Below are 23,716 nucleotides of genomic sequence, written 5' to 3' on the forward strand. Positions count from 1 at the left end.
TCCCATGGGGTTCCTGGACGTCCTTCTCGGCCGTACGAAACCGGTCGCGCCCGATCTCGACCAGTTGTTCGCGCTGCCATCCGCGGCGGTGACGCTTCAGGCGGCGGCGTCCTTCACGCCCACGGGAACGGGCTCGGTGTGCTTCGCCACCGTGGAGGGCGCGGCGTTCGCCGAGGCCCGCGAGGAGGTACAGGCGCTGCTCGACGCGGACACGGAACGCCAGGGGCCGCCCGTCGAGGCCGTGCGGGACGAGTACGGCTACTCGTGGCTGGTCTCCCGGCGCGGACCGGAGGACCTGCCCGCGCTCGTGGGTGATCTGCACGCGGTCAACAGCGCCCTGGAGAGCAGCGGGTTCGGGCCGCAGCTGCTGTGCTCCGTGGTGAGCTTCGAGGACGGCGGCGGGGACAGGCGGCTGGAGATCGTCTACCTGTACAAGCGCGGCACCTTCTACCCCCTGTGCAGGCTCCCCGGGCAGCAGAAACGCGACAACGCGCTGGAACTGCAGATGTCCGCCCTGCTCAAGGACGACCTTCGCATCGAGCCCGACCTGAGCCGCTGGTTCCCGATCTGGGGCGTTCCGGGCTCGTAGAGCGGCTTGTGGAGCGGCACGACCGCGGTGGGCCGGGGCACTCCGTGAGTGAATGTGGGGATGAGCCGACTCTCCTCTTTCACGCACGACCACGACGGCGAACGACTCAGCGGAGTGGACAGCGGTGACGACGGTGGCCGGGAGCCGGCGGCCACCGTCGTCCTGTTGCACGGCGCCGGTATCAACGGCAGCAAGGAACGCCTGCTCCCCCTGCTCGATGAGTTCGTGGCGCGTGGCTGCCGGGGCCTCGCCCTCGACTTCTCGGGGCACGGCGAGAGCACGGGTGAGCTGCGGGAACTGAGTCTGCGGCGGCGTTTCGAGCAGGCCGCCGCGGTCATCGACGCACGGGTGCCCGCAGACGGGCCGCTGGTCCTCGTCGGGTTCAGCATGAGCGGGCAGACGGTGGCCGATCTCGCCCGGCACTACGGGGAGCGGGTGGCGGCGATCGGTCTGTGCGCCCCCGCGGTGTACGCCGCCGAGGCGTGGGCATTGCCGTTCGGGGAGGGCGACGGGGAGTTCAGCACCATCATCCGGGCGCCTGAGGGCTGGCGGGCGTCCCCGGCGCTGGATGCGTTCCGGGAGTACTCCGGCCGGGCGGTGCTCGCCGTGCCCGGGAGGGACGACATCATCCCGCCGGCCGTGACCGAGGCGGTGGCTGATGCCCTGTCCACCCGCGCCCAGTTCACCCGGCTCGAACTCCCGGACGCGGAGCACTGGCTGGGACTGTGGCTCCGTGATCATGCCGACGACCGGCGGGAGTTCGTGGACGCCGTGCTGACGGGTCTGGGGGACGAGGGGTGGACGGCGACGCGGGCGTGGGTGGCCAAGCAGTTGCCGCGAGGGCGCGGTGTGCGTGACACGACGGTTCTGCGCGGAGGCTGGAGCTCCCAGATACGCCGGCTCACCCTCGACGACGGCTCCGGTCTTGTGCTGCGCTCCTTCGTGCGTCCCTTCTTCCGGCGGCACGCGCCGGGGCTGCTGGCCCGCGAGGCGTCCGTGCTCACGCTGCTCGCGTCGTACGACGGCATCGCGGTGCCAGAGCTGTGCGCGGTCGACGCCACCGCCGAACACACCGACCATCCCTCGCTGTTGATGTCCCTGCTGCCGGGCAGCGTCAGGGTCGATGACGAGGACCTCGAACCCCGCCTTGACCTGCTGGCCGGTCAGCTGGCCCGGGTCCACGCGGTCGTACCGGACGAACGACCCCGTACGTATCAGGCATGGACGTCTCCCGAACGCGTCGGCTCGCCCGGCGGCGAGCTGTGGGAGCGAGCGGTGGACGTGGTCCGGCGCGCGGCGCCCGCGTACGAGGGTTGCTTCCTGCACCGGGACTTCCACCCCGGGAACGTGCTGTTCACCGGGTCCGGCGAGACCCTGCGGATCACCGGCGTCGTCGACTGGGTGGAGACCTCGTGGGGACCCGCTGACCTCGACGTCGCCCACTGCTCGACGGCGCTCGCGCTGCTGCACGGGCCGGAGCACGGGCTCGGGTTCCGCGCACGGTACGAGGCCCAGGGCGGCCGTCGCCTCGCGGAGAACCCGGATCACCTGTACTGGCGGCTGCTGGACGCGCTGGGCTACGCGCCGGACGCCACGAAGCTCGCGGGGCCCTGGCGCGAGCTCGGCCGCACCGACCTGACCCCTCAGGTGCTGGGGGCGCGGCTGGAGGCGTATGTGGCGGGGCTGCTGGAGCGGTACGCGTAACGTGCTGTCCGGCTCGGTGACGAGGAGGGGGACGGGGACGGGATGGGGACGGCATGGGTGAGCGGCTGCGGCAGGTGACGACGGCGGAACGGCGGGTCCGGCTCGCGCTGCGGCACCGGCTGGCACCGGGCGCGCGGGCGGCCACACCGGAAGAGGTGGCCGGGGCGCTGGTGGCCTTGCACGGGACGGACCCGGCGACGGTGTACCTGGCGGTCGGGGCGCGTCTGGAGGACGCGGGCGGGACGGTGACGGGGCTCGACCGGGCGCTGTACGAGGAGCGGTCGCTGGTGCGGATGCACGGGATGCGGCACACCGTGTTCGTGTTCCCGACGGAGCTGGCCGCGGTGGTGCACGCCTCGACGGGGCTCACGGTCGCGGCGCGGGCGCGGGCCGCTCTGGTCAAGGACATGACCACGGGCAGCGACGGACGGCTGACCCCCGAGTGGCTCGCGGAGGTCGAGGCGGCCACGCTCGCCGCGCTCGCCCGGCGCGGGCAGGCCACGGTGAACGAACTCGTGCACGACGAGCCGCGGTTGCGGGAGCAGTTCACGCACGGGGCGGGCGGGAAGTACGAGCACACCGTGTCGTCCCGGCTCATGCGGGTGCTGGGCGTGGAGGGCAGGGTGGTGCGCGGCCGGCCGCTCGGCTCGTGGACGTCGACCCGGTTCCGCTGGGCGGTGGCGCCCCCGCACCCGGAGTTGCCGCCCGCCGGGGCACAGTCGGATCTGCTGCGGCGGTGGCTCACGGCGTGCGGTCCCGCCACGGAGGCGGATCTGAAGTGGTGGACCGGCTGGAGGGTGACCGATGTCCGCAAGGCGCTCGCCGCGATCGGGGCGCAGGCCGTGTCGCTGGACGACGGGGGCACGGGATACGTGGCGGACGGGGACGGGGAGCCGGTCGCCGGGGCCGTCGAGCCGTGGGCCGCGCTGCTTCCGGCCCTGGATCCGACGGCGATGGGCTGGCAGGACCGCGACTGGTACCTCGCGCCCGCCCTCCGCCCCGCCCTGTTCGACAGGAGTGGCAACGTCGGGCCGACGGTGTGGTGGAACGGCCGGGTGGTCGGCGGCTGGGCGCAGCGTCCGGACGGTGAGATCGTGTGGCGGCTGCTGGAGACGCAGGGCGTGGGAAGTGAGGCGCATACGGCGGTCGAGGCGGAGGCGGCACGGTTGTGCGCGTGGGTGGCCGGGACGCGGATCACGCCACGGTTCCGGACGCCGCTGGAGCGGGAGTTGGCCTCCAGCTGAGGCGTGCTGTCGTCCCCGGGTCCTGCGCGGTCCCGCACGCGCCCGGGGACGACCTGCGGTCACTTCGCCGGACACTCCTTCCAGGCCAGGTGGTAGACCGTACTGATGTCACCGTCAGTCGAGTCCATGGTCATGAAGCTGGTGCTGTTGGCCGGTGACGTGCCCTTGTTGACCCGCAGCTCGGTGTTGATGTTGAAGTTCCGCAACTCACCGCAGGGCGCCCAGACGAGCTGGGCCCAGTCGGTTTCGTCGGTGGCCTGCCAGTTGTCCTCGTACGGGCCGCTGAACGGGTGGGTCCTGGAGGCCGTGTCCGGGGAGCCCTGGAAGTAGTACGAGGCCTTCTGCGTGCTGCTCGCGCCGCGCTGGAGGGAGGCGAAGCCCCGGTAGTCGGCGCTGGCGATGGCGTAGGTGAAGCCCCCGGGTACGTGGACGTTCAGGTTGAGCTGGCAGTTCTTGCGGAACGCGGTGGGGTCGGCGCCGCCGCCGACCTGGGCGAGGTAGTCGCTGTAGGTCACGGTGAAGGCGGTGTTGTCCGGGGAGACGGCGACCGCCGCGGTGCCCTGGGGACAGCCGGAGCCGTTCACCGTGGCGACCTTGATGACGATCTTGTCCGGGGGCGGGTCGGTGAAGATCGGCGACGACGAGGACGAGGCCTGCGCCGGGAACGCGGTGGCGAGCAGAGCGGCGATCGCGCCGCTCAGGAGGAGCCCACGAGCCATGGTTCTCCCATCCATTGGGGGGTGCGGCCCAGCGCGTGCGCGGTGGGCCGTCACGGACCGAAGAGGCAAGAATGGTCATGCGCATGCCAAACATGCAGGGGCATCACTGGCATCACCCCCAGCCTGTGAAGGTGCTGTGAAGACCGGGAGCGACCGAATCGTATGGAGCCCGGGGCGGTGCGGCTAGGGCGATCTCCGGCCAACTCTGGAACCCTGGAACTCTGCTGCGATCGGACCGACTTCGGGGCCAGTGATTCTGGGCCCGCACGCTCCGGTGCCCCCATACTCCGGTGCCACCCCCGCACCCGAACACACCGGTGCCGCCCACCCCCGCGGAGCGGACGGCACCGGAGACTCGCGTGGGTCGCGTGGCCTCAGCGGCTGTAGCGCATCAGCGCCCGCACCATGTGGCACGTCGTATCGGACGGCGGGTGGACGCCGATGAGTTCGGCCGTGCTGCGGATCGTCTCGTTGCGGGCCTGGTTCGGGACGTGGACGCCGGAGTCGAGCAGGGCGATGGCGAGACGCATCGCCTTCAGCCGGCGGTTGTGCGTGACGTACCACTCGCGGGGGCGGCCGGGCGGCAGCGGGCGCTTCTCGACGGGCGCGTACGGAACGTCGAGCAGGACCGGCCTCCTGGCCGTGGACTGGGTGGGCAACGGCTTCGACGTCAGTGCGGCAGCGGGCACGGGCATCCTCCTGTCGCGGTCAGGGCGTCGCCCGGGATCTCCGGAAACACCCTCGAACACTGCTTCCATTTTACTGGCCACCACTGACAATCAGGAGCCCTGAAGCCCGCCAAAAGCCCAGGTGAGCAAGGGAATTGACGCACCCCCGGGACGCTCTCACCCACCCCTGCCGCACCGCGCGTACCGTGTCCCCCATGGAGATCTGGATCAATCCCGCCTGTTCGAAGTGCCGCAGCGCACTCACCCTGCTGGACGCGGAGGGCGCCGAGTACACCGTGCGGCGGTATCTGGAGGACGTACCGACCGAGGACGAGATCCGGGACGTGCTCGCGCGGCTCGGGCTGGAGCCGTGGGACATCACACGGACCCAGGAGGCCGCCGCCAAGGAACTGGACATGAAGACGTGGGACCGGGACGCCGCGTCGCGGGACCGGTGGGTGCGGGCGCTCGCCGAGCATCCGGGGCTCATCCAGCGGCCGATCATCACCGCCGACGACGGCAGCGCGGTGGTGGCGCGCTCGGAGGAAGCGGTTCGTGACGCTTTGGAGCGGTGACTCCGGCCGTACCGCCAAGTGGCGTGTGACGCACGTTACTTGAGAGATCCCCCGTAACCGTTGAGTAACTTCGTTCGAGATCTCGTACCTACCGGCGTACTCACCCGATCCGGCCGCCGAGACGGCCGGGGACAGGAGGCGCGCATGTCGCGTAGGAGAACGATCGGTACGAAGAAGAAGGTCGCACTGCTGGTGAGCGCGGTGGCCGTGGCGGGAGGCGGGGCCTTCGCGATGGCGGCCACGTCGAACGCCGCGCAGACCGCCGCGGACTCGACCGTCTGCCAGGGCCTGGCCACCGCGCTCGGCAACAACCAGCGGTTCATCGAGGGGCAACGGGCCAACCCCGACGCCCAGTCGGAGGCCCGGATCGCCAACCGCGAGGCGGTCATCGCCGAGATCGAGCTCAAGCAGGAGGCGTCCGGCTGCGTGCCCGGGGAGTCGGCTCAGGACTCCCAGGACGCCCAGGACTCCCAGGGCGCCCAAGCCGGACAGACCGGCGGGGCCGCGGGCACCGGGGGGTCGGCTCAGGACCCCCAGGGCTCCGAAGGCTCCCAGGGCTCCGGGGAGCAGGTCTGCAACGGCTCCACCGTCACCCTCTCCGGTGAGGACGGCGCCCCGGCCGCGTCCAGCAACCAGTTCCCGGCCGGTACGAAGCTGAAGGTCACCAACCTGGACAACGACAAGTCCACGACGGTGGAGGTCACGTCGGTCTCCGGCAGCTGCGTTCTGCTGAACAACGCCGCGTTCGAGGAGGTCAGGGAACCCGGCAAGTTCCTGATCCGGCGGGCCGTCATCGAGCGGGTGGGGTGACGCGGCCGCAGGCCGGCGGCTGTTTGCGGGCGTTGTGGGCCCTGCCGCACCCGGCGAGGTGCGGCAGGGCCCACACGCGGTCATGCGACCCGGGCGCCGACGACGAGCGGGAACCGACGGCGTGATCCCACCCACAGAAGCCCCGGGTAACACGGGGTTCACACATGGGCAATGATCGGGAAACCGCCTGTTGACAGGCTTCCGGGCATCTTCCCACGCGGCGCGTCCCCTGCCGCAGCGCCGCCGCAGCACCCGCATGACTGCGACGTCAAGACACACCCGAAGGATGTGGCCCGTGAGCTTCAAGGCTGAGTACATCTGGATCGACGGCACCGAGCCGACGGCCAAGCTGCGTTCGAAGACCAAGATCCTGGCCGACGACGCCAAGGGTGCCGAGCTGCCGATCTGGGGCTTCGACGGGTCCTCCACGAACCAGGCCGAGGGCCACGCCTCCGACTGTGTCCTCAAGCCGGTCTTCTCCTGCCCGGACCCGATCCGCGGCGGTGACGACATCCTCGTCCTGTGCGAGGTCCTGAACATCGACTTCACGCCGCACGCGTCCAACACCCGCGCCGCGCTGACCGAGGTCGCGGAGAGGTTCGCCGCACAGGAGCCGATCTTCGGCATCGAGCAGGAGTACACCTTCTTCGACGGCTCCCGCCCGCTGGGCTTCCCCGAGGGCGGCTTCCCGGCCCCGCAGGGCGGCTACTACTGCGGTGTCGGCGCCGACGAGATCTTCGGCCGTGAGGTCGTCGAGGCCCACCTGGACAACTGCCTGAAGGCGGGCCTCGGCATCTCCGGCATCAACGCCGAGGTCATGCCCGGCCAGTGGGAGTTCCAGGTCGGCCCGCTGTCCCCGCTGGAGGTCTCCGACCAGCTGTGGGTGGCCCGCTGGCTGCTCTACCGCACCGCCGAGGACTTCGGCGTCTCCGCCACCCTCGACCCGAAGCCGGTCAAGGGCGACTGGAACGGCGCCGGCGCGCACACCAACTTCTCCACCAAGGCGATGCGCGAGGGCTACGACGCGATCATCACCGCCTGCGAGTCGCTCGGCGAGGGCTCCAAGCCGCTCGACCACGTCAAGAACTACGGCGCGGGCATCGACGACCGCCTGACCGGTCTGCACGAGACCGCCCCGTGGGACAAGTACTCCTACGGCGTCTCGAACCGCGGTGCCTCGGTCCGTATCCCGTGGCAGGTCGAGAAGGACGGCAAGGGCTACATCGAGGACCGCCGTCCGAACGCCAACGTCGACCCGTACGTCGTGACGCGTCTGCTGGTCGACACCTGCTGCTCCGCCCTGGAGAAGGCCGGTCAGGTCTGACCACGTCTGATCCACCCCGGCTCCGTGAGGGGGCGCCCACCGCGAACGGTGGGCGCCCCCTTGGCGTTGCTCGTCGCGTTGCCTTTCGTGTCGCCCTTCACACGGCCGGTGTCGTCCACCTCACGTGCGAAAGCGTCCGAGCAGTGAGAGGAGCCTCCCTCCCCCGGCCCGGTGTCTGCTTCAATGGGCCCATGGCCAGCCACCAGAAGGACACCGCGACGGGTCGCCATGACCTTGAGCCGTTCTGGCCTTCCCGTCAGCACCATGACTTCGACCGGGTGTGTTGCCGCGCGACGAACGCGCTGGCCTGCTGAAACCGCACACCGGACCTTCGGCCGGAGCGCACGACGTACGTCCCGACGAGCCCGACCACGAACTCGCGGCCGTCGCCCTCCCGACGAACCTCTCGCGCGAAAGAGCTGACCTCTCATGGCGACCACTCGTTCCGTCTCCACCGCCACCCCTGCCTCTCCCCTGGCGAACGGCACCGCACGGCAGCGGCTGCGTGCCGTGGACCGCGACGAGGTGGTCCACGTCGCGGACTTCCTGCCGCCCGGCGCCACCTGGCTGCCCGCGCCGCAGCACACCCTGCCCACGCTGCCGGGGCAGCCGCCGATGATCGGCTACCTGGTCCTCGTACCCGCCGACCAGCAGCCGCCGGTGCCGCCGTTCGCGGTGCCGGGCCCCTCCGTGGCCGACCCGGCCGGGGCCGACGACGCCGACGACACCCTCGTCCGGATCGACACCGTGCAGCGCACCGCCGAGGTCGACGGGCGCCCGCTCGACCTCACCTACCTGGAGTTCGAGCTGCTCGCACACCTGGTGACGCACCCGCACCGGGTGCACACCCGCGACCAGTTGGTCACCACGGTGTGGGGCTACGGGCACGTGGGCGACGGCCGGACCGTCGACGTCCACATCGCCCGGCTGCGCCGCAAGCTCGGCGCCGAGCACCGGCAGGCCATCCAGACGGTGCGCCGGGTCGGCTACAAGTACGCACCGCCGACCGGGCGCTGACCGGGCCGGCCCGCGCCGGGCCCCTGTCCGGGTGCCCTCCGGGTGCCCTCCGGGTGCCCGGCAGGATCGCTGTCTGCCCTCGGCAGATACGGTTCCGCCCCGCCGCCGCACCGGGCAGAGTCACCGCCATGAGACTTCTCGTGCTGGGCGGTACGGAGTTCGTGGGGCGGGCCGTCGTGGAGTCGGCGCTCCGGCGCGGCTGGGAGGTGACCGTCTTCCACCGGGGACGGCACGCGCCCCCGCCGGGCGTGCGGTCGTTGCACGGCGACCGCACCGCCGACGACGGGCTCGCCGCGCTCGCCGACGGCGGCCCGTGGGACGCGGTCGTCGACACCTGGTCGGCGGCGCCCCGGGCCGTGCGGGAGGCGGCGCGGCTGCTGCGGGGCCGCGCCGGCCGGTACGCGTACGTGTCCAGCCGCTCGGTGTACGCCTATCCCCCGGCAGGCGGGACCGCCGAGGACGCGCTGCTGGTCGAGGGGGCTTCGGCCGACGCCGGGCAGACCGAGTACGCGCGGGACAAACGGGGCGGCGAGCTGGCCGCCGTCGAGGCGTTCGGCGCGGACGACTCGCTGCTGGTACGGGCCGGGCTGATCCTCGGCCCGTACGAGAACGTCGGCCGGCTGCCCTGGTGGCTGACCCGGATCGCCCGCGGCGGCCCGGTCCTCGCGCCCGGCCCGCGCGACCTGCCCCTTCAGTACATCGACGTACGCGACCTCGCCGACTGGACGCTCCGCGCGGTGGAGAGGGGGCTCGGCGGCCCGTACAACCTGGTCGGCCCGCCCGGCCACACCACGATGGGCGGACTCCTGACGGCGTGCGTCGAAGCCACCGGCGGGGACGCGCGGCTGTGCTGGACCGATCCGCAGGTCGTCCTGGACGCCGGGATCGAGCCGTGGGTCGAGCTGCCGGTGTGGCTTCCGCCGGGCAGTGCCCTGTACGACGCCCTGCACCGCGGGGACGTCTCACGGGCGCTGGCGACGGGTCTCGTGTGCCGTCCCGTCGGCGAGACCGTCGCCGACACCTGGGCGTGGCTGCGGGCGATCGGCGGCACGGCGCCGCAGCGGCCGGACCGGACCAGCAAGGGCCTCGACCCGCAGGTGGAGGCGAAGGTGCTCGCCGCGGCGGAGGGTGTAGCCGGCACCACCCCCTGACCGGGGGCTTCACCCCGTGACCGCCGGAACCCGGATCCGGGTCGACCTGCACCAGGTGGCGGGGGACGGCGGCCTGATACGGATCACGGTCACCGACAACGGCAGGGGCGGGGCGCGGATCGGCGCGGGCTGCCGCCCTCGTGCACGGACGAGGGGCAGCTGTACGCGCGGGAGTTGCTCGCCGACGGCACGGGCGGGATCGGGTATCTGCTGAAGGACCGGGTGTGTGCTGGAACTGATGGCGCAGGGGCCGCTCGAACGCGGCAATAGCCGAGCGACTTGTGGTGACGGAACGGGCTATCGCCAAACACACCTCCAATATCTTCGCGAAATGGGGACTTGAGGTGTCGGACGACGACAATCGTCGTGTGCTCGCGGTGCTGGCGTATTCGGATCACGGCCGCTGAATTTCCGTCAAAAGTCGACTCGCTACCCCCCTCAACTGCCGTTGAAACATGGGTCTCTGTACCCGTTGCGCCCGAAATGGAAGCAGGGGCTTCTGATTTTTTCCAGGGTTTCTGAACACCCCACGATCCGCTTGCGTATGTGAGGGAGCCGCTTCACTCCTGTCGGGCGCCTCGATGCCCCGCAAGGAAGTCAGAGGAGTTCCATGGGACGCAACACAAGAAAACGTCGTTCGCCGCTGGCCGTGCGCGCCGTAGCCGCATCCGCGGCGCTGGCGGTCGCCGGAGGTGGGCTGGTCTGGGCGAACTTCTACGCCTCGGCGGGCGAGTCCTCGGACCGGAACAACATCAAAGCCGCGGCCGCGCAGGTCGCGACGATCGACTGCCCGGATGTCGGCCAGCAGCTCACCGATGTGCCGGACGGGGCCCGGCAGGGCGTCGACCAGGAACTGGCGAAGCTCGACCAGCAGGTCACCGAGGCCTACAAGCGCCTCGCGGACACGCGCCAGGCCCAGGCCGGGGATGCCAACTACGTCAACAACGCCATCCTCAGCCCGCTGAAGTCCAAGCGGGTGGCCACCATCGACCGGATCGGCATCAACATCAAGCGCGCGGGCGGTAAGCCTCCGCAGGGAACCGACCAGCTCGCCGAGTGCCAGGGCAAGCAGGTCGAGCAGCCCGCCGCCGGTGAAGGCCAGAACCAGGGTGACGGTCAGAACCAGGGTGACCAGAACCAGGGCGGTCAGGACCAGGGCCAGAACCAGGGTGGCCAGGACCAGGGTCAGGACCAGGGCGGTCAGGACCAGGGCCAGGACCAGGGCCAGGGTCAGGGCGGTAACGGTCCGGACGCGGGCGATTTCCAGGACATCACCCAGGTCCAGCCGAACGGCGGCCCGAAGGGCGTCGGCGGAAACGGCCTCCCCGCGAACGGCGACAGCGGTTCGACCGGCACCTTCACCACGAGCTGTGGCACCAACAGCAACAACCTCCACAACTCGGACAACGTGATCGTCGCCCCGGGTGTCAGCAACGGTGCGCAGCACCAGCACGACTACGTCGGCAACCAGAGCAACAACGCCTTCGCGAGCGACCAGGACCTGGCGGGGGCGGAGACCAGCTGCCAGAACCAGGGCGACAAGTCGTCGTACTTCTGGCCGGTGCTGCGTGTGCAGAACGGTCAGGACGACTTCGACGCGAACGCCGCCGGTGGTGGCCAGGACGGCAACGTCGGCCAGATCCTGGAGCCCAGCGAGGCACAGCTGAAGTTCGTCGGCAACAAGACGAGCGATGTCGTGGCGATGCCGACGGCCCTGCGCATCATCACCGGTGACGCCAAGTCCTTCGTGAACGGCCTCGCCAACGCCAACACGAACTGGAGCTGCACCGGCTTCGAGGACCGGCAGCTGACGGACAAGTACCCGATCTGCCCCGAGGGCAGCTCCGTGGTGCGGACGTCCAACTTCCAGAGCTGCTGGGACGGCCAGAACATCGACAGCGCCAACCACCGCACGCACGTGGCCTTCGTCCAGCAGGACGGCAGCTGCGGCAACGGTTTCCAGGCCATCCCCCAGCTCCAGGTCCGCCTGGTCTACGACGTTCAGGCCCCGCAGATCCAGAACGGGCAGGTCCAGAACGCGTTCGCGGTGGATTCCTTCCCGGACCAGCTGCACAAGCCGATCACCGACCACAACGACTTCATCAACTTCTTCGACGAGAACACGATGAACCAGGTGGTCGACTGCATCAACAGCGGCCAGGACTGCCAGTAGCGCACCCGGCAGCACACGGGAAAGCCGGCGGTGGGACATTCCCACCGCCGGCTTTCGCCTGCCTGGCCGGACCTCCTGCTCGAACCTGCCGCGCGGTCAGTGACCGCCGTTCATGTGGGCGGACCCCTCCTCCATGGTCCCGCCGAGCCGGCCGCGCAGCGCCGTGACCGTCTTCTGCTCGCCGACGGCGACCCACTTGCGGCCGACGAGGTAGTAGCCGCCGTAGTCCTTGGCCCCGTTGAGCCACTCGCGCTGGCCGCGGTCGGTGGCGAAGGTCGCGAGGACGAACCTGCCGTTGAAGTCGCCGTCGCTGTTCTTGCAGATGGCCTGGCGGATCGTGTCCGCGTCCGTCTGCATGTCCGGCTTGCAGCCCACCTCGCTCGCGATGTGCTCCAGACTCCCGGTCGCGGTCTCGGGAAGCTTCTTCTCCCCGCCCCCGCTCGCGCCGTCGTCCGAGCCGCAGCCGGTCAGCATCGTCAGGGCCGCGACCGCCGCTGCCGCGCTCACCGCGAGCCTCTGCCTCGTCACACTCATTCGTCCGTACCTCCGGGTCCCCGGGTCCTGTTCCGGCCCACGCCGCTGAGAGCCCCGGCGGGGGCCCTGTCTTCGATACGGCTCCCGCACGCTCGGCGCTCAATCGGCCGCTGCTCCGACGCTTACGGCAAGGTGACCATCGAACGATTCGCTCGTTCTGCTGAACGTGCAGTCACAGGATGTCGCCCCACGCCCCCCAGCCCCCTCCACCGAACCGGCCGTCGACGTCGAACAGGCCGAGGCCGCGCTCGTCGAGCACTACCCACGCCTCGTCCGGCTCGCCTACCTCGTACTGCCGCCCGCCCTCGGCCGCACCCGCCGGGTCCTGACGGCGCACGCCCTCACCCAGCGGGCACTCCCCCGGGGCCGTACGTCGAAGTCCGCGATCCCGGCACCGGCGACGGGAAGCGACGGCGGCGCGGGCTACGGCTACGTCCGCCTCCAGGTCCTGCGCACGGCACTGGAGGCCGGCCGCCCGCTGAGGCTCCGGCCCTGGCCCAAGCGCGCGCAACTGCCCCCGCTGCTGCCGCAGGTGTGGGGCCTGCGCCTGTTCCCGCGCTCCGGCGGCGCCGACGAGCTCGCCCTGGACCAGCGTCTGTCGGCCCTCTCGGGCCCGGCACGGGCCGCGTACGTCCTGCGGGGCCTGGAGAAGCTGTCCGACGCCGACGTACGGAAGGTGCTGGACGCGGCCGGAGTCGAGGACCCGGGGACCGCGCTGAAGGAAGCGGGTGGCGTACCGCCTCAGGACGCCCTGCTCGGCTCCCCCGAGTTCGACCCCTGTTCGCTCCAGGCCAGGCCGACCGACCTGATGCGGCGCCGACAGCACATGAAGGCCGCGCTCGCCGCCACGGCCGCGGCGGTCGTGTGCGGGGCGCTGTTCGTCATGCCCGGGGACGGCTGGGGCCCCGACGGGGCGGCCGCACCCCCGTACGCGCGGAACCCGGCCGCCGAAGCCGCCCTGGACCCGGGCAGGTTGACGACCGCGTCGGCATCCGCCTGGAAGACGTCCGCGCGCACCGGTTTCTCCGTGTGGCCCGCACGCGGAACGCTCACCGAAGACAAGGCGCTACTACGGCGGGCCCTCGCCGTGTGGGCACGGCCCGGAAAGTCCGTGCAGGTCTCGGCGACCCCCGGCACTCCGGCCGGGGCCCCGCCCGGGCCGCCACAGCTGCTGTACGCGGGCGTGGTGGACTCCGCACGCGTCGTGCTGCTGTACGACGGGCTGCGCATCGCGCGGTACGCCGAGCCGAAGGACGGCACGGGCGGGGCCGCGCTGGACTTCGCGCGGGTGGACGGGGCGACGGGCGCCGAGGCGAGCGCGGTGGTGCTCAACCGGGCCGACGGCAACGTCCGCTATCTGATGGCTCCCTGGGTGACGAAGGCGGCCGTACGGGACCTGCTGAAGCCGGCCGGCGGGACGTCGGCGCTGCCGGTGTCGGCGGACGGGGTGACGGGCGCGTTCGCGAGTCCCGCGCTGCACCAGGGCGCGTGCCGCTCGTGGAACGCGCTCCAGTTGAGCGGCGCGTCGGGCCCCCGGCTGCTGACCGACCTCGCCGAACTGACCCCCGCGCGTCTGACCACCGGGCGGCCGTCCGCGCCGCGTGATGCGTCGAAGGCGCTCGGGGCCTGGTCACCGTATGCCTGCTCGCTCGCCGCCGCGCGGTCGCAGGGGGTGCGCTCCGTGAACGCCTGGCAGTACGCCCGGCAGGCGCTGCCCGACGCGACCGGGACGGCGTCCTGGGTGTGCACGCGGGCCGAGACCTGGCGGGGTGGCGGCACCCGGGTGCTGGCCCAGTTCCACGCGCCGGCCGCACGGTGGGGAGCGGTCGTCGCCAAGGCCGACGACTCCTCCGCGTGCGGCGCCCGTGACCCGCACCTCCTCGCCGGTGTGCTGTGGAAGTCGGGTGCGGGCACCTGGTACCTGCTCGCCGCCGGCAGCGGGGACACGACCTCGGTCACCGCGACGGGCGGGATCCGCGGAACCGCCCAGGGCAATGTGCTGGCCCTGCGCGCGCAGCGCGGTGCCCAGGCCAGGTTGAAGGGCACTCTGGACGACGGCCGTCGGATCTCCGGACTGAAGTGAGCGCGTTCGGTGACCAGGTGCGCCGAAAGTGTGAACAATCTTGGCCGATCTGATGCGTTGAAGGCCGAATCCAATCGGTAAGGTGTTCGTATGCCAACCGGGGTTCGCCGCAGAATGGGTGTCGAGGAGCGGCGGCAGCAGTTGATCGGCGTCGCCCTCGACCTGTTCAGCCGACGCTCACCCGACGAGGTCTCCATCGACGAGATAGCGTCCGCGGCGGGCATCTCACGGCCGCTGGTCTACCACTACTTTCCCGGCAAGCTCAGCCTCTACGAAGCCGCGTTGAAGCGCGCCTCCGAGGAACTGACCGCGCGCTTCCTGGAACCGCAGGAGGGCCCCCTGGGTGCCCGGCTGCTGCGCGTGATGCGCCGCTTCTTCGACTTCGTCGAGGAGCACGGGCCCGGCTTCTCGGCGCTGATGCGTGGCGGCCCGGCGGTCTCCGGGGACGGCCCCCGCTCCCGGGACGCCGTGTCCCGCACCAACGCGCTCATCGACGGCGTGCGGCAGGCCGCGTACGAACAGATCCTCGCCCACCTGAGAATCGACGCCCCACCCGCCCGGCTGGAGCTGGTGATCCGCTCCTGGATCTCCCTCGCCGAGTCCACGGCCCTGATCTGGCTGGACGGCCGCCGCATCCCGCGCCAGGAACTTGAGGTCCAACTCGTCCACGACTTCGCCGCGTTGGCGGCGGTGAGCGCCGCGTACGACGAGGAGATGGCGGACCTCCTGCGCCGGATGCTCAAGGACGAGCCGACGGACGGCCCGTTCACGGACCTGGTGGGCCGCCTGGTGGCCCTGGGAGCGCCCCGGTAGGGGGCGCTCCCAGGAGGGCGGCGCTCGGTGCGGGCTACGCGTCGAACTTCCGGTACGACGCGTCCAGCTCCCGCACCTCGGCCGACGCGTGCAACGCCGCCCCCGCACCGGGCTTCACATGCGTGCGGAGCAGTTCCAGCACCGCCTCGGTGAGCCGCGCCTTCGTCTCCTCCGTACGTCCCGCCAGCAACCCGAGCGTCACATGGACGACCACATGACCGTCCTCGTCCCGCCCCACGGTCGTGTCCTCGGTCGCACGGAACTGCGTCTTGCACGCCTCGTACTTCGCGGCCGCGATCCTCACCACCGTATCGTGCAGGGCGAGCGCGAAGCCACGCCGGTCGAAGCCCTCGGAGAGCGGCGCTGAGTAGTCGACGGTGATCTGCGGCATGGGCACTCCTGTGGTGGGACCGGTTGAGCTCACCCTAACCGCGGGGCCGGCACCTACCGCGTGCCCCGGGCGAAGACCGCGACGGTACGTCCCGGAACGGCGAACGTCCCGGATTCCGCCGCGTAGGACGAGGTCCTCACGACCGGGTCCGCGCCCGTGGCCTGGACCGGGTGCAGCGCGTACGCCGTCCCGGCCAGGTCCGCGATCCGCTGCTCCTGCCGCTCGGGCGTCGCGTTCAGGACGACGACCAGGCCGCCGAGTTCCATGGTGAGGACACCGGGTGTCTCGTCCTTGCCGGAGAGCGGGAAGGACAGCGCCGCCTGCACCTGGCCCGCGGTGTCGAGCGAGAAGACGTCCTCGGTCGTACGGATCCGCAGCAGGTCCCGGTACGCGGCCGAGGTCGCACGGATCTGCTCGCAGTCCACCGCGACCGATCGCAGCAGCGGCTTGGCGTAGGGCCACTTGGACGCGTTGTCGGCGGCCATCGGCAGTCCGCGTCCGAAGCCGTTGCCGTCGCGGCAGTCCCATTGGACGGCGTTGAACCAGTCGCCGCTGTCGTACGAGTTGCGGTCCAGTGACTTGGAGCGCAGCAGGTCGGTGCCGGCCTGGGACAGCGCCGGGCCCTGCGAGAGGGCGGCCGTGGCCATGGCGAGAACCTGCATCCGGGCCCGGTCGTCCGCGCTCACGGATGCCGGCAGCTTGTAGGCGAGCGCGTCGAACAGTGACTCGTTGTCGTGGGCGTCGGCGTAGGCGAGGGCGTCGCCGGGGGCATCGGCGTACCCGGCGGGCGAGCCGTTGTAGTCGACCTCGGAGCCCTTGACCCGCTTGCCGCTGGTGTCGGTGAAGGCGAACGAGGCGAGGTTGCCGCTGAGTCCCACCTTGATCAGGTCCTGGTAGTGCAGCAGCCGCGCCCGCTGCTCGGCCGGACTCCCGTTGCCCGCCGATGAGTTGGGGTCGGTGTACAGCCCGGACGCGAAGCCCTGCACCTCCGGGTCGTCGTCGAAGGGGCCGCCGCCGCGGACGGCGTCACGCGCCCGGTCGGAGAAGGTCGCGACACCCGTGCCCGCCATGTGCCGCTGTGTCGCCTGGACGAACCGGGCGTCGTCGGCGACCTCGCCGAAGTTCCAGCCCTCCCCGTACAGGATGATCTTCTTGCCGTCCACGCCGTCCTTGTCGAGGGTGAGCGCGTCCAGTGCCTTGCGCACGGCGAGGATGTTGGCCTTCGGGTGGTGCCCCATCAGGTCGAAGCGGAACCCGTCGACCTTGTACTCCCTGGCCCAGGTGACGATCGAGTCCACGACCAGTTTGCCCATCATGGCGTTCTCGGGCGCCGTGTTCGCGCAGCAGGTGGAGGTGGCCACCGAGCCGTCCGCGAGGAGCCGGTGGTAGTAGCCGGGCACCACCTTGTCGAGCACGGAGGTGGCGGCCTGCCCGCTGGCGGTGGTGTGGTTGTAGACCACGTCCATCACGACCCCGAGCCCGTCGTCATTGAGCGCCTTGACCATAGTCCGGAACTCGACCGTGCGCCGGGTGCCGTCCGGGTCGGTCGCGTACGAGCCTTCCGGGACCGTGTAGTGGTACGGGTCGTACCCCCAGTCGTATGCGTCCTTCGCGGCGGCCTTCGCCACGCACTCCTGCTGTTCTGGGGAGTCGGGGGCGTACGAGCCGAGATCGCAGTCGACGGTCGTCTGGTCCGCCTTCTTCTCGGGGATGGTGGCGATGTCGAAGGCGGGCAGCAGGTGCACGTACGACGTGCCGGAGGCGGCGAGCTTCCGCAGATGCTTCGAGCCGTCGCTGTCCTTGTCGCTGAAGGCGAGGTAGGTGCCCCGGTCCTTCGCCGGCACGGTGCTGTCCGCGACGGAGAAGTCCCGGATGTGCAGCTCCTGGATCTGCGCGTCCTTCAGCGGCACCGCCTCGGGTTTCCGGTACGACGACCAGCCGCTCGGGGCCAGTGACCGGTCGTCCAGGTCGACGACGAGGCTGCGCTCGGAGTCGGCCGTCAGGGCGAGCGAGTACGGGTCGGTGACGTGGTTGGTGACGACCTTCCCCACGCTCGGGGCCCAGACCTTGACGACGTACCGGTACGGCTTGCCCTTCCAGGACCCGCTGCCGGTGACGGCCCAGACGCCGGTGGTGTCGTCCCGCTTCATGGGCACACGGGTGCCGTCGAGGTCCAGGGACACGGACTGCGCGGTGGGCGCCCACACGGCGAGCGTGGGACGGCCGTCGCGGAAGACCGGTCCGAGGTCGGCGCCGGTCCCGTCGTACAGGTCGTCCAGCACTCCGGCGATCTGGACGCCGGTCGCCGCGAGCACCGCGCCGGTCGCGGCCCGCTGCGAGGCCACGACCTGGCCGCGCAGGGCCTCCCGGACCCGGTCACGGTCGCGCGGGTCGACGGACCAGGCGGTGTACGCGCTCAGGTGCGGGAACTTGGCCTTCTGGGCGTCGGTGAGGCCGGCCTTCTCCAGCCGCAGCCAGCGCTCGTCGTCGCTGGTCAGCGTGGAGTCCCTCACCGTGATCGAGCCGGTGCGCGAGTACAGCAACTGGGTGGACGCGGCGGTGTCGCCGCCGTTCCAGGCGACGGTGTTCCGGTCGATCCAGACCGCCTTGGAGGTGGTCAGGTCGAGGGCGGCGGCGGAGCCGGCCGGCTGCGGGAGCAGGTACTTCTCCTGCCCGTTCAGGAGCCACACCTCGTGGCCGTCGGCCTTGAGGTCGAGCGACTGGTCGGTGGGGAGGTCCTTCTCGTCGCCCTTGTGGATGATGTAACCGAGACTGGTGGCTCCGTCGGTGAGCGGCACTTCGAACACGGCGCCGTAGGCATCGGTCCTCACCGGTTGCAGGGGCTTCGACCAGTCCGTGGGCTGCGCGGCACCGGTCCACACGTGCAGGCCCCAGCCGTCGTAGTTCCCGTCGGCGCGCTGGTAGTGGAGGACCGCCTTGGTCGTGTCCTGCTCCGGGTAGTCGGCCGTCGGCTTCTGCGTGCGTACGGCCTCCTCGCCCTGCTCGATCCAGACCTCACCGGTCTTCGTGACGTCGATCGAACGGTCGGCGGCGACGTCCTTGTTTCCGTCCTTGTCGATGACGAGGAAGCCCACGGTCGAGGCGCCCGGCTTGAGCTTGACGTAGGCGAAGGCGCCGTACGCGTCACGGCCGGTGAAGGGATGGCTGTCGGGCCAGGTGGTCCCCTCTCCGTCGGCGAGGTCGCCCCAGGCGTACAGGCCCCAGTCGTCGTAGTCGCCGTCGGCGCGCTTGTAGTGGACGATCGCGTAGTCGCGGGAGGAGGCGGTGGGGATTTCGGGGGCGGGCGGGGTGCCGGTGGCCGAAGCGGCGGTCGCGCTCACCGTACGGCCGGCGGAGTCCACCACAACCGCCTTGTACCGCAGGGCGGTTCCGGGCGGTACGTCCTTGCCGATGGTCTGGGTGACCTTGTACGGCGCGTGGTCGGCGGACCCGAGCGTCTTCCACTCCCCGTTGCCGATCTGGGCGGCGAAGACGACGCGGTTGAGCTGCCCGCCCGCGACGTCGGCGCTGATCTCGACGGTGCCGGTGGCGCCGGAGGCCGGAGCCTTGAGGGCGATGGTGGGCTTGGTGGCGGGCTGGGCGAGCCCGTCGGTTGCCTTGAGGACGACCGAGGAGCCGGCCGGGACGGTGACGGTGATCGTCCTGTCGGAGCCGCTGGTGAGGGACGTGTCCGTCCCGTAGATGCCCCGGAACCTCATCTCCGCCGAACCGGTCGCGAAGGTGGCCGTCTTGGCGTCCTCGGCGTTGTTGAAGGCGACGACGTATTCGGTGCCGGTCTTCGCGTCCGTACGGGAGAAGGCGTACACACCCGCGCCGTCAGCCGCGTACCGCTGCGTCTGCACACCGTCGGCGAGCGCGGGGTTGGCCTTGCGGAGCTCGGCGAGAGCACTGATCTGCTGATAGAGCGGTGCTCTCGTGTCGTACGCGTCGTCGGCGTGGGTGCGGTCCGTGCCGATCTGGTCGTCGTCGAGGTAGTCGGCCGTACGGGAGGCGAACATCGTCTGCCGGGCGTCCTTGTCACCGCCGGAACCGGTGAAGCCCTGCTCGTCGCCGTAATAGACGACAGGGTTGCCGCGGCTGAGGAACATCAGCTCATTGGCGAACCGGTCCTTCTTCAGCAGTTCGGCGTCGGACGCGTTCGGGTTGTCCTGCTTGAGGAAGTACCCCACACGGCCCATGTCGTGGTTGCCGAGGAAGGTGACCTGCTCATACGCGTTGGCCTTGTCGGTCGTGTACTTGTAGTCGTCGCCGAAGACGGAGGCCAGCTTCTTGGCGCTGCCGCCCTGGGAGGCGTACGACCGTGCCGCGTCCTGGAAGGGGAAGTCGAGCGTGGAGTCGAGGCGGCCCTGGGTGACGTACGGCGCGGTGACGGAGGTGTCGGCGGAGTAGACCTCACCGAACATGAAGAAGTCGTCGCGCCCTTGTCCGGCCGCGTAGGCGTCCAGGGCGGTGGCCCACTGGGTCCAGAACTCCATGTTGACGTGCTTCACGGTGTCGATCCGGAAGCCGTCGATGTCGAAGTCCCTGACCCAGCGCTGGTAGATCTTCTCCATGCCCGCGACGACCTCGGGCCGCTCGGTCCACAGGTCGTCGAGGCCGGAGAAGTCTCCGTGGGTCGTCGACTCCCCCGCGTATGTCGAATCGCCCCGGTTGTGGTACATCGTCGGGTCGTTGAGCCAGGACGGGACCTTGGTGTCCCGGGTGACCTTCGGCTTCCGTGGAAAGGCGGCGGCGTCGACCGCGGGGAACCGGGAAGCGCCCGCGTAGTCCGCGTCGTCGAAGGGCTCGCCGTCCTTCGTCAGGTACGGGAAGGCGCCCTTGGAGAGGTAGTCGTAGGACTTCTCCTCATAGTCGACGACATCGGCGGTGTGGTTGGTGATGACGTCGAAGAAGACCTTCATCCCCTTGGCGTGCGCCTTGGAAATCAGGTTCTCCAGGTCCTTGTTCGTCCCGAAGTGCGGGTCTACCTGGGTGAAGTCGGTGATCCAGTAACCGTGGTAGCCGGCGGAGGCGTTGCTGCCGGTGCCCTGCACGGGCTGGTTCTTGAAGAGGGGTGCCATCCAGATGGCGGTGGTCCCCAGCCCCTTGATGTAGTCGAGCTTCCGGGTCAGGCCCTTGAGGTCGCCACCCTGGTAGAAGCCCTTGTCGGTGGGGTCGTAGCCGGTGCTGAGGCGTGAACCGGTCAGCCCGCCCTTGTCGTTGGACGCGTCACCGTTGGCGAAACGGTCCGGCAGGACGAAGTAGAACTGCTCGCGAGTGAGGTCGTGGCGGCTCGCGGCCTTCGCGAGGGATGCGTCGGACGGAGGCGGAGGCGGGGTGCCGGCCCGTGCCGCGAGGGGCTGGACGAGGACTGCGGCGAGGGCGCCCGCGGTCACGGCCGCGGTGACCGCCGCGACTCTTCCGGCACGGTGCGTACGGCGCGTCCGGGGCGCCGGCCATCTCGGTATCACAGCTCTGAACTCCTTGCGACGACGGCTCGAACAGGTCCGGCCCCACGCCGCGGCACGGCTCCTGCGCCGGGCGCCCGCGCGACCGTATCGCCGACGAAAGCCTTGCAGCAAGAGTCTTGAAACAGGCAGCAAGAAATTTCCATGTCGGGTGATCGACCAGCACCGACACCGAGTCCGGGCCCAGGTCCCGGTCCGGGGCCGGGTCCGGACAGCGAACCGTCCGGACCCGGTCGGCTCAGCAGCTCGACTTCCCCGCGTACACGGCCAGCGCGGTGTTGGAGCCAAGGGTCGCGGTGAGCTGACCCGAACCGTTCACCGTCACGGTCGTGTTGTTCTGCACGTTGCAGTACGTCCCCGCGGGCAGCGAGGTCTGGTACGTACGGGTCAGGGAGCCGGCTTCGTGGTTGATGGCCACGTACCCCTTGCTGCCCCGCCCGAAGGCGATGGCGTCGCCGCCGTTGTCCCACCAGTTGGTGACGGACTCGCCACGGGTGGCGTTGCGGAAGGCGACCATGCGCTGGATCTCGGGCCAGGCGTGCTGGCACTTCCAGCCGTTCTGCCAGCAGGCGTTCACGGTGCCGCCGTTCGGCGGGCCGGCGTCCGTGTCGGAGAACTCGTAACCGGAGTTGATGTCGGGCGCGCCGTACGGCCAGGCGAGCATGAAGACGTTGGCCAGCGTGTAGTTGGCGTTGTCCTTGTAGCTGAGTGTGGAGCCGTTGCGCTCGGTGTCGTGGTTGTCGACGAAGACTCCTGCGACGGAGCTGCTCATATAGCCCCAGCCCTCGCCGTAGTTCTTGAGGTAGGCGAGGTTCTCGTTGTTGAAGACCCGCTTGAGGTCGTAGGCGTAGCGGAACTCCTGGACGTCGCCGTTGCGGGTGTACTCGGTGGGCTGCACCGCCTCCCCGCTGCCGTAGATGACCTCCTGCTTCCAGTACGCGTTCGGGTTGGTCAGCCGCGACTTGATGGTGGCGAGGTCGGCGGTGTCCATGTGCTTGGCCGCGTCGATGCGGAAGCCGTCGACGCCGTACCCGAGCAGGCTGTTCATGTAGCCGGCGACCGCCGAGCGGACGTACTCCTCACCGGTGTCCAGGTCCGCGAGACCGACGAGTTCGCAGCGCTGGACGTTCCAGCGGTCCTGGTAGTTGGTGATCTGCGAGGTGCAGTCGTCGAAGTCGTACGAGGAGTACAGGCCGGGGTAGGTGTACTTGCTGTACGAGGAGCCGCCCGTGCCCGTGCCGCTGCCCGCCGACATGTGGTTGATGACCGTGTCGACGACGACCTTCACACCGGCCGCGTGGCAGGTGTTGACCATGTTCCGGAACGCGGTCGCGTCACCGAGCCGTCCGGCGATCTTGTAGCTCACCGGCTGGTACGAGGTCCACCACTGGGAGCCCTGTATGTGCTCGGCGGGCGGGGAGACCTGGACGTAGCCGTACCCGGCGGGACCGAGGGTGTTCGTGCACTCCTTCGCCACCGAGTCGAACTTCCACTCGAAGAGGACGGCGGTGACGTCCTTGCTGCCCGGCGGGGAGGCCTGGGCGGAAGTCGGGGACATGACAAGAGCGGCCGCCGCTGCCGTCAGGGCGAGGGCGCCGGAGAGGATTCTGCTGGCCATGTGGGGGTCCTTCTTCGTCGAAGGTGCCATGGAGGGTGGAGGATGGCATTGAAGGTTCTTGCTGAAAGACGACTGAAATATTTCAGTCGAGCAGACGGTATGAGTCTCTTGTCCAACTGGTCAACCCTCTGGACGCAGTTGAAGCGAGACCTCACGCGACTGATTCCATGGAGGGAAGATGACACCGCAGATCCAGCACATCGACCACGAACTCATCCAGGCCGCGGCCCACACCGCGCGCACGCGCTGCCGGGGAGACAACCACACCATGGCAGCCGCGGCCCGGGCCGGCGACGGCCGGATCATCACCGCGGTGAACGCCTACCACTTCACGGGATGCCCCTGCGCCGAGCTGGTCCTCATCGGCACGGCCGCCGCCCAGGGCGCCTACGAGCTGGACACCATCGTCGCCATGGGCGACCGCGACCGCGGAGTCGTTCCCCCGTGCGGCAGGTGCCGTCAGGTCCTTCTCGACTACTTCCCCACCCTCAAGGTCATCGTCGGCCAAGACGATCGCACCCGAACCGTCCTCATCACCGACTTGCTGCCCGACAGCTATGTCTGGGCAGACCACCAACTTGAATCCGAGTGAGCCGAGCCGCTCAGCACGGGCTGAATCCGTCAGCCGCTACCGATAGCCGCGCGTTCCCGGGTGGTGCACCTACCGGGATGTGACACATCCGGGAAATGTGTCGCATCTGCGGTTTTACCTATCGACGGGCCGCCGCCGTACACCGAGAACTGCGTTGGCCGGAGTCGGCATCCCGCAGCGACGCGACGAACTCTTGGGCCCTCGACCGCAAGTAGAGGGTGTGAGCGTAGTGCGCGGTCACGG

Annotated in this window: 18 protein-coding genes and 1 pseudogene; 13 read left to right on the forward strand and 6 right to left on the reverse strand. The window is 70.2% G+C overall.

Annotation, left to right across the window (positions count from 1 at the left end; genetic code table 11):
- Positions 1–4: 4 nt before the first annotated feature.
- Genes pspAB through IE262_RS07125 form a run of 3 tightly spaced genes read left to right on the forward strand, consistent with a single transcriptional unit; the run spans position 5 to position 3,537 of the window.
- Entirely contained in the window at positions 5–589 is a 585-nt protein-coding gene (pspAB, locus tag IE262_RS07115; protein ID WP_134032217.1) for a PspA-associated protein PspAB, read from the forward strand.
- Positions 590–649: 60 nt separating this feature from the next.
- On the forward strand, positions 650–2,293 hold the full coding sequence (locus IE262_RS07120) for an alpha/beta fold hydrolase (RefSeq protein ID WP_189872103.1): 1,644 nt from the start codon (positions 650–652) through the stop codon (positions 2,291–2,293).
- 53 nt (positions 2,294–2,346) lie between these two features.
- On the forward strand, positions 2,347–3,537 hold the full coding sequence (locus tag IE262_RS07125; RefSeq protein ID WP_189872106.1) for a winged helix DNA-binding domain-containing protein: 1,191 nt from the start codon (positions 2,347–2,349) through the stop codon (positions 3,535–3,537).
- Positions 3,538–3,596: 59 nt separating this feature from the next.
- On the opposite strand, the gene IE262_RS07130 is transcribed toward IE262_RS07125, so the two are convergent.
- Together IE262_RS07130 and IE262_RS07135 are read right to left on the reverse strand one after the other, a co-directional pair.
- Complete coding sequence (locus IE262_RS07130) at positions 3,597–4,256, reverse strand: DUF4360 domain-containing protein (protein ID WP_189872108.1); 660 nt, start codon at positions 4,254–4,256, stop codon at positions 3,597–3,599.
- A gap of 374 nt (positions 4,257–4,630) precedes the next feature.
- A complete protein-coding gene (locus IE262_RS07135; RefSeq protein ID WP_134032204.1) occupies positions 4,631–4,945 on the reverse strand; it encodes a hypothetical protein in 315 nt (104 codons plus the stop codon).
- Positions 4,946–5,139: 194 nt separating this feature from the next.
- On the opposite strand from IE262_RS07135, the gene IE262_RS07140 reads away from it, so the two are divergent.
- The 7 genes and pseudogenes from IE262_RS07140 to IE262_RS07170 all read left to right on the forward strand — a co-directional run bounded on the left by IE262_RS07140 (position 5,140) and on the right by IE262_RS07170 (position 11,974).
- On the forward strand, positions 5,140–5,499 hold the full coding sequence (locus tag IE262_RS07140; RefSeq protein ID WP_134032201.1) for an arsenate reductase family protein: 360 nt from the start codon (positions 5,140–5,142) through the stop codon (positions 5,497–5,499).
- 144 nt (positions 5,500–5,643) lie between these two features.
- Positions 5,644–6,309 carry an SCO2207 family protein gene (locus IE262_RS07145; protein ID WP_189872110.1) on the forward strand — a complete coding sequence of 222 codons (666 nt, stop codon included), beginning with the start codon at positions 5,644–5,646 and terminating at the stop codon, positions 6,307–6,309.
- 295 nt (positions 6,310–6,604) lie between these two features.
- On the forward strand, positions 6,605–7,633 hold the full coding sequence (gene glnII, locus IE262_RS07150) for a glutamine synthetase (protein ID WP_134032194.1): 1,029 nt from the start codon (positions 6,605–6,607) through the stop codon (positions 7,631–7,633).
- Positions 7,634–8,062: 429 nt separating this feature from the next.
- Positions 8,063–8,650 carry a winged helix-turn-helix domain-containing protein gene (locus tag IE262_RS07155; RefSeq protein ID WP_189872112.1) on the forward strand — a complete coding sequence of 196 codons (588 nt, stop codon included), beginning with the start codon at positions 8,063–8,065 and terminating at the stop codon, positions 8,648–8,650.
- A gap of 128 nt (positions 8,651–8,778) precedes the next feature.
- Positions 8,779–9,801 (forward strand): NAD-dependent epimerase/dehydratase family protein, encoded by a 1,023-nt coding sequence (locus tag IE262_RS07160; protein WP_189872114.1) that lies wholly within the window; start codon positions 8,779–8,781, stop codon positions 9,799–9,801.
- 129 nt (positions 9,802–9,930) lie between these two features.
- Positions 9,931–10,208 (forward strand): annotated as a pseudogene (locus tag IE262_RS07165) (response regulator transcription factor); the annotation flags it as partial.
- A 203-nt stretch (positions 10,209–10,411) separates the two neighbouring features.
- On the forward strand, positions 10,412–11,974 hold the full coding sequence (locus tag IE262_RS07170; protein ID WP_189872116.1) for a DUF1996 domain-containing protein: 1,563 nt from the start codon (positions 10,412–10,414) through the stop codon (positions 11,972–11,974).
- A 96-nt stretch (positions 11,975–12,070) separates the two neighbouring features.
- Here the strand turns inward: IE262_RS07170 and IE262_RS07175 are convergent, their stop codons facing one another.
- Complete coding sequence (locus IE262_RS07175; protein ID WP_189872118.1) at positions 12,071–12,508, reverse strand: hypothetical protein; 438 nt, start codon at positions 12,506–12,508, stop codon at positions 12,071–12,073.
- Positions 12,509–12,674: 166 nt separating this feature from the next.
- Here IE262_RS07175 and IE262_RS07180 point away from each other — a divergent pair, with 166 nt between their 5' ends.
- Together IE262_RS07180 and IE262_RS07185 are read left to right on the forward strand one after the other, a co-directional pair.
- Positions 12,675–14,591, forward strand: coding sequence for a hypothetical protein (locus tag IE262_RS07180; RefSeq protein WP_189872120.1), 1,917 nt, complete (start codon positions 12,675–12,677; stop codon positions 14,589–14,591).
- Between the two features lie 90 nt (positions 14,592–14,681).
- Positions 14,682–15,404, forward strand: a complete 723-nt coding sequence (locus IE262_RS07185; protein WP_134032177.1) for a TetR/AcrR family transcriptional regulator — start codon at positions 14,682–14,684, stop codon at positions 15,402–15,404.
- Between the two features lie 34 nt (positions 15,405–15,438).
- On the opposite strand, the gene IE262_RS07190 is transcribed toward IE262_RS07185, so the two are convergent.
- The 3 genes from IE262_RS07190 to IE262_RS07200 all read right to left on the reverse strand — a co-directional run bounded on the left by IE262_RS07190 (position 15,439) and on the right by IE262_RS07200 (position 22,881).
- The gene (locus tag IE262_RS07190; RefSeq protein ID WP_134032174.1) at positions 15,439–15,795 is read right to left on the reverse strand and encodes a 5-carboxymethyl-2-hydroxymuconate Delta-isomerase; all 357 of its coding nucleotides are present in this window, start codon (positions 15,793–15,795) and stop codon (positions 15,439–15,441) included.
- Between the two features lie 53 nt (positions 15,796–15,848).
- Entirely contained in the window at positions 15,849–21,266 is a 5,418-nt protein-coding gene (gene pulA, locus IE262_RS07195) for a pullulanase-type alpha-1,6-glucosidase (protein ID WP_189872122.1), read from the reverse strand.
- A gap of 235 nt (positions 21,267–21,501) precedes the next feature.
- Positions 21,502–22,881, reverse strand: a complete 1,380-nt coding sequence (locus tag IE262_RS07200; protein ID WP_189872124.1) for an alpha-amylase — start codon at positions 22,879–22,881, stop codon at positions 21,502–21,504.
- Positions 22,882–23,059: 178 nt separating this feature from the next.
- Between IE262_RS07200 and IE262_RS07205 the strand changes: the two genes are divergently transcribed.
- Complete coding sequence (locus IE262_RS07205; protein WP_189872126.1) at positions 23,060–23,473, forward strand: cytidine deaminase family protein; 414 nt, start codon at positions 23,060–23,062, stop codon at positions 23,471–23,473.
- Positions 23,474–23,716 lie beyond the last annotated feature (243 nt).

Source organism: Streptomyces bluensis (assembly GCF_014650715.1).
Lineage (GTDB): Bacteria > Actinomycetota > Actinomycetes > Streptomycetales > Streptomycetaceae > Streptomyces > Streptomyces bluensis.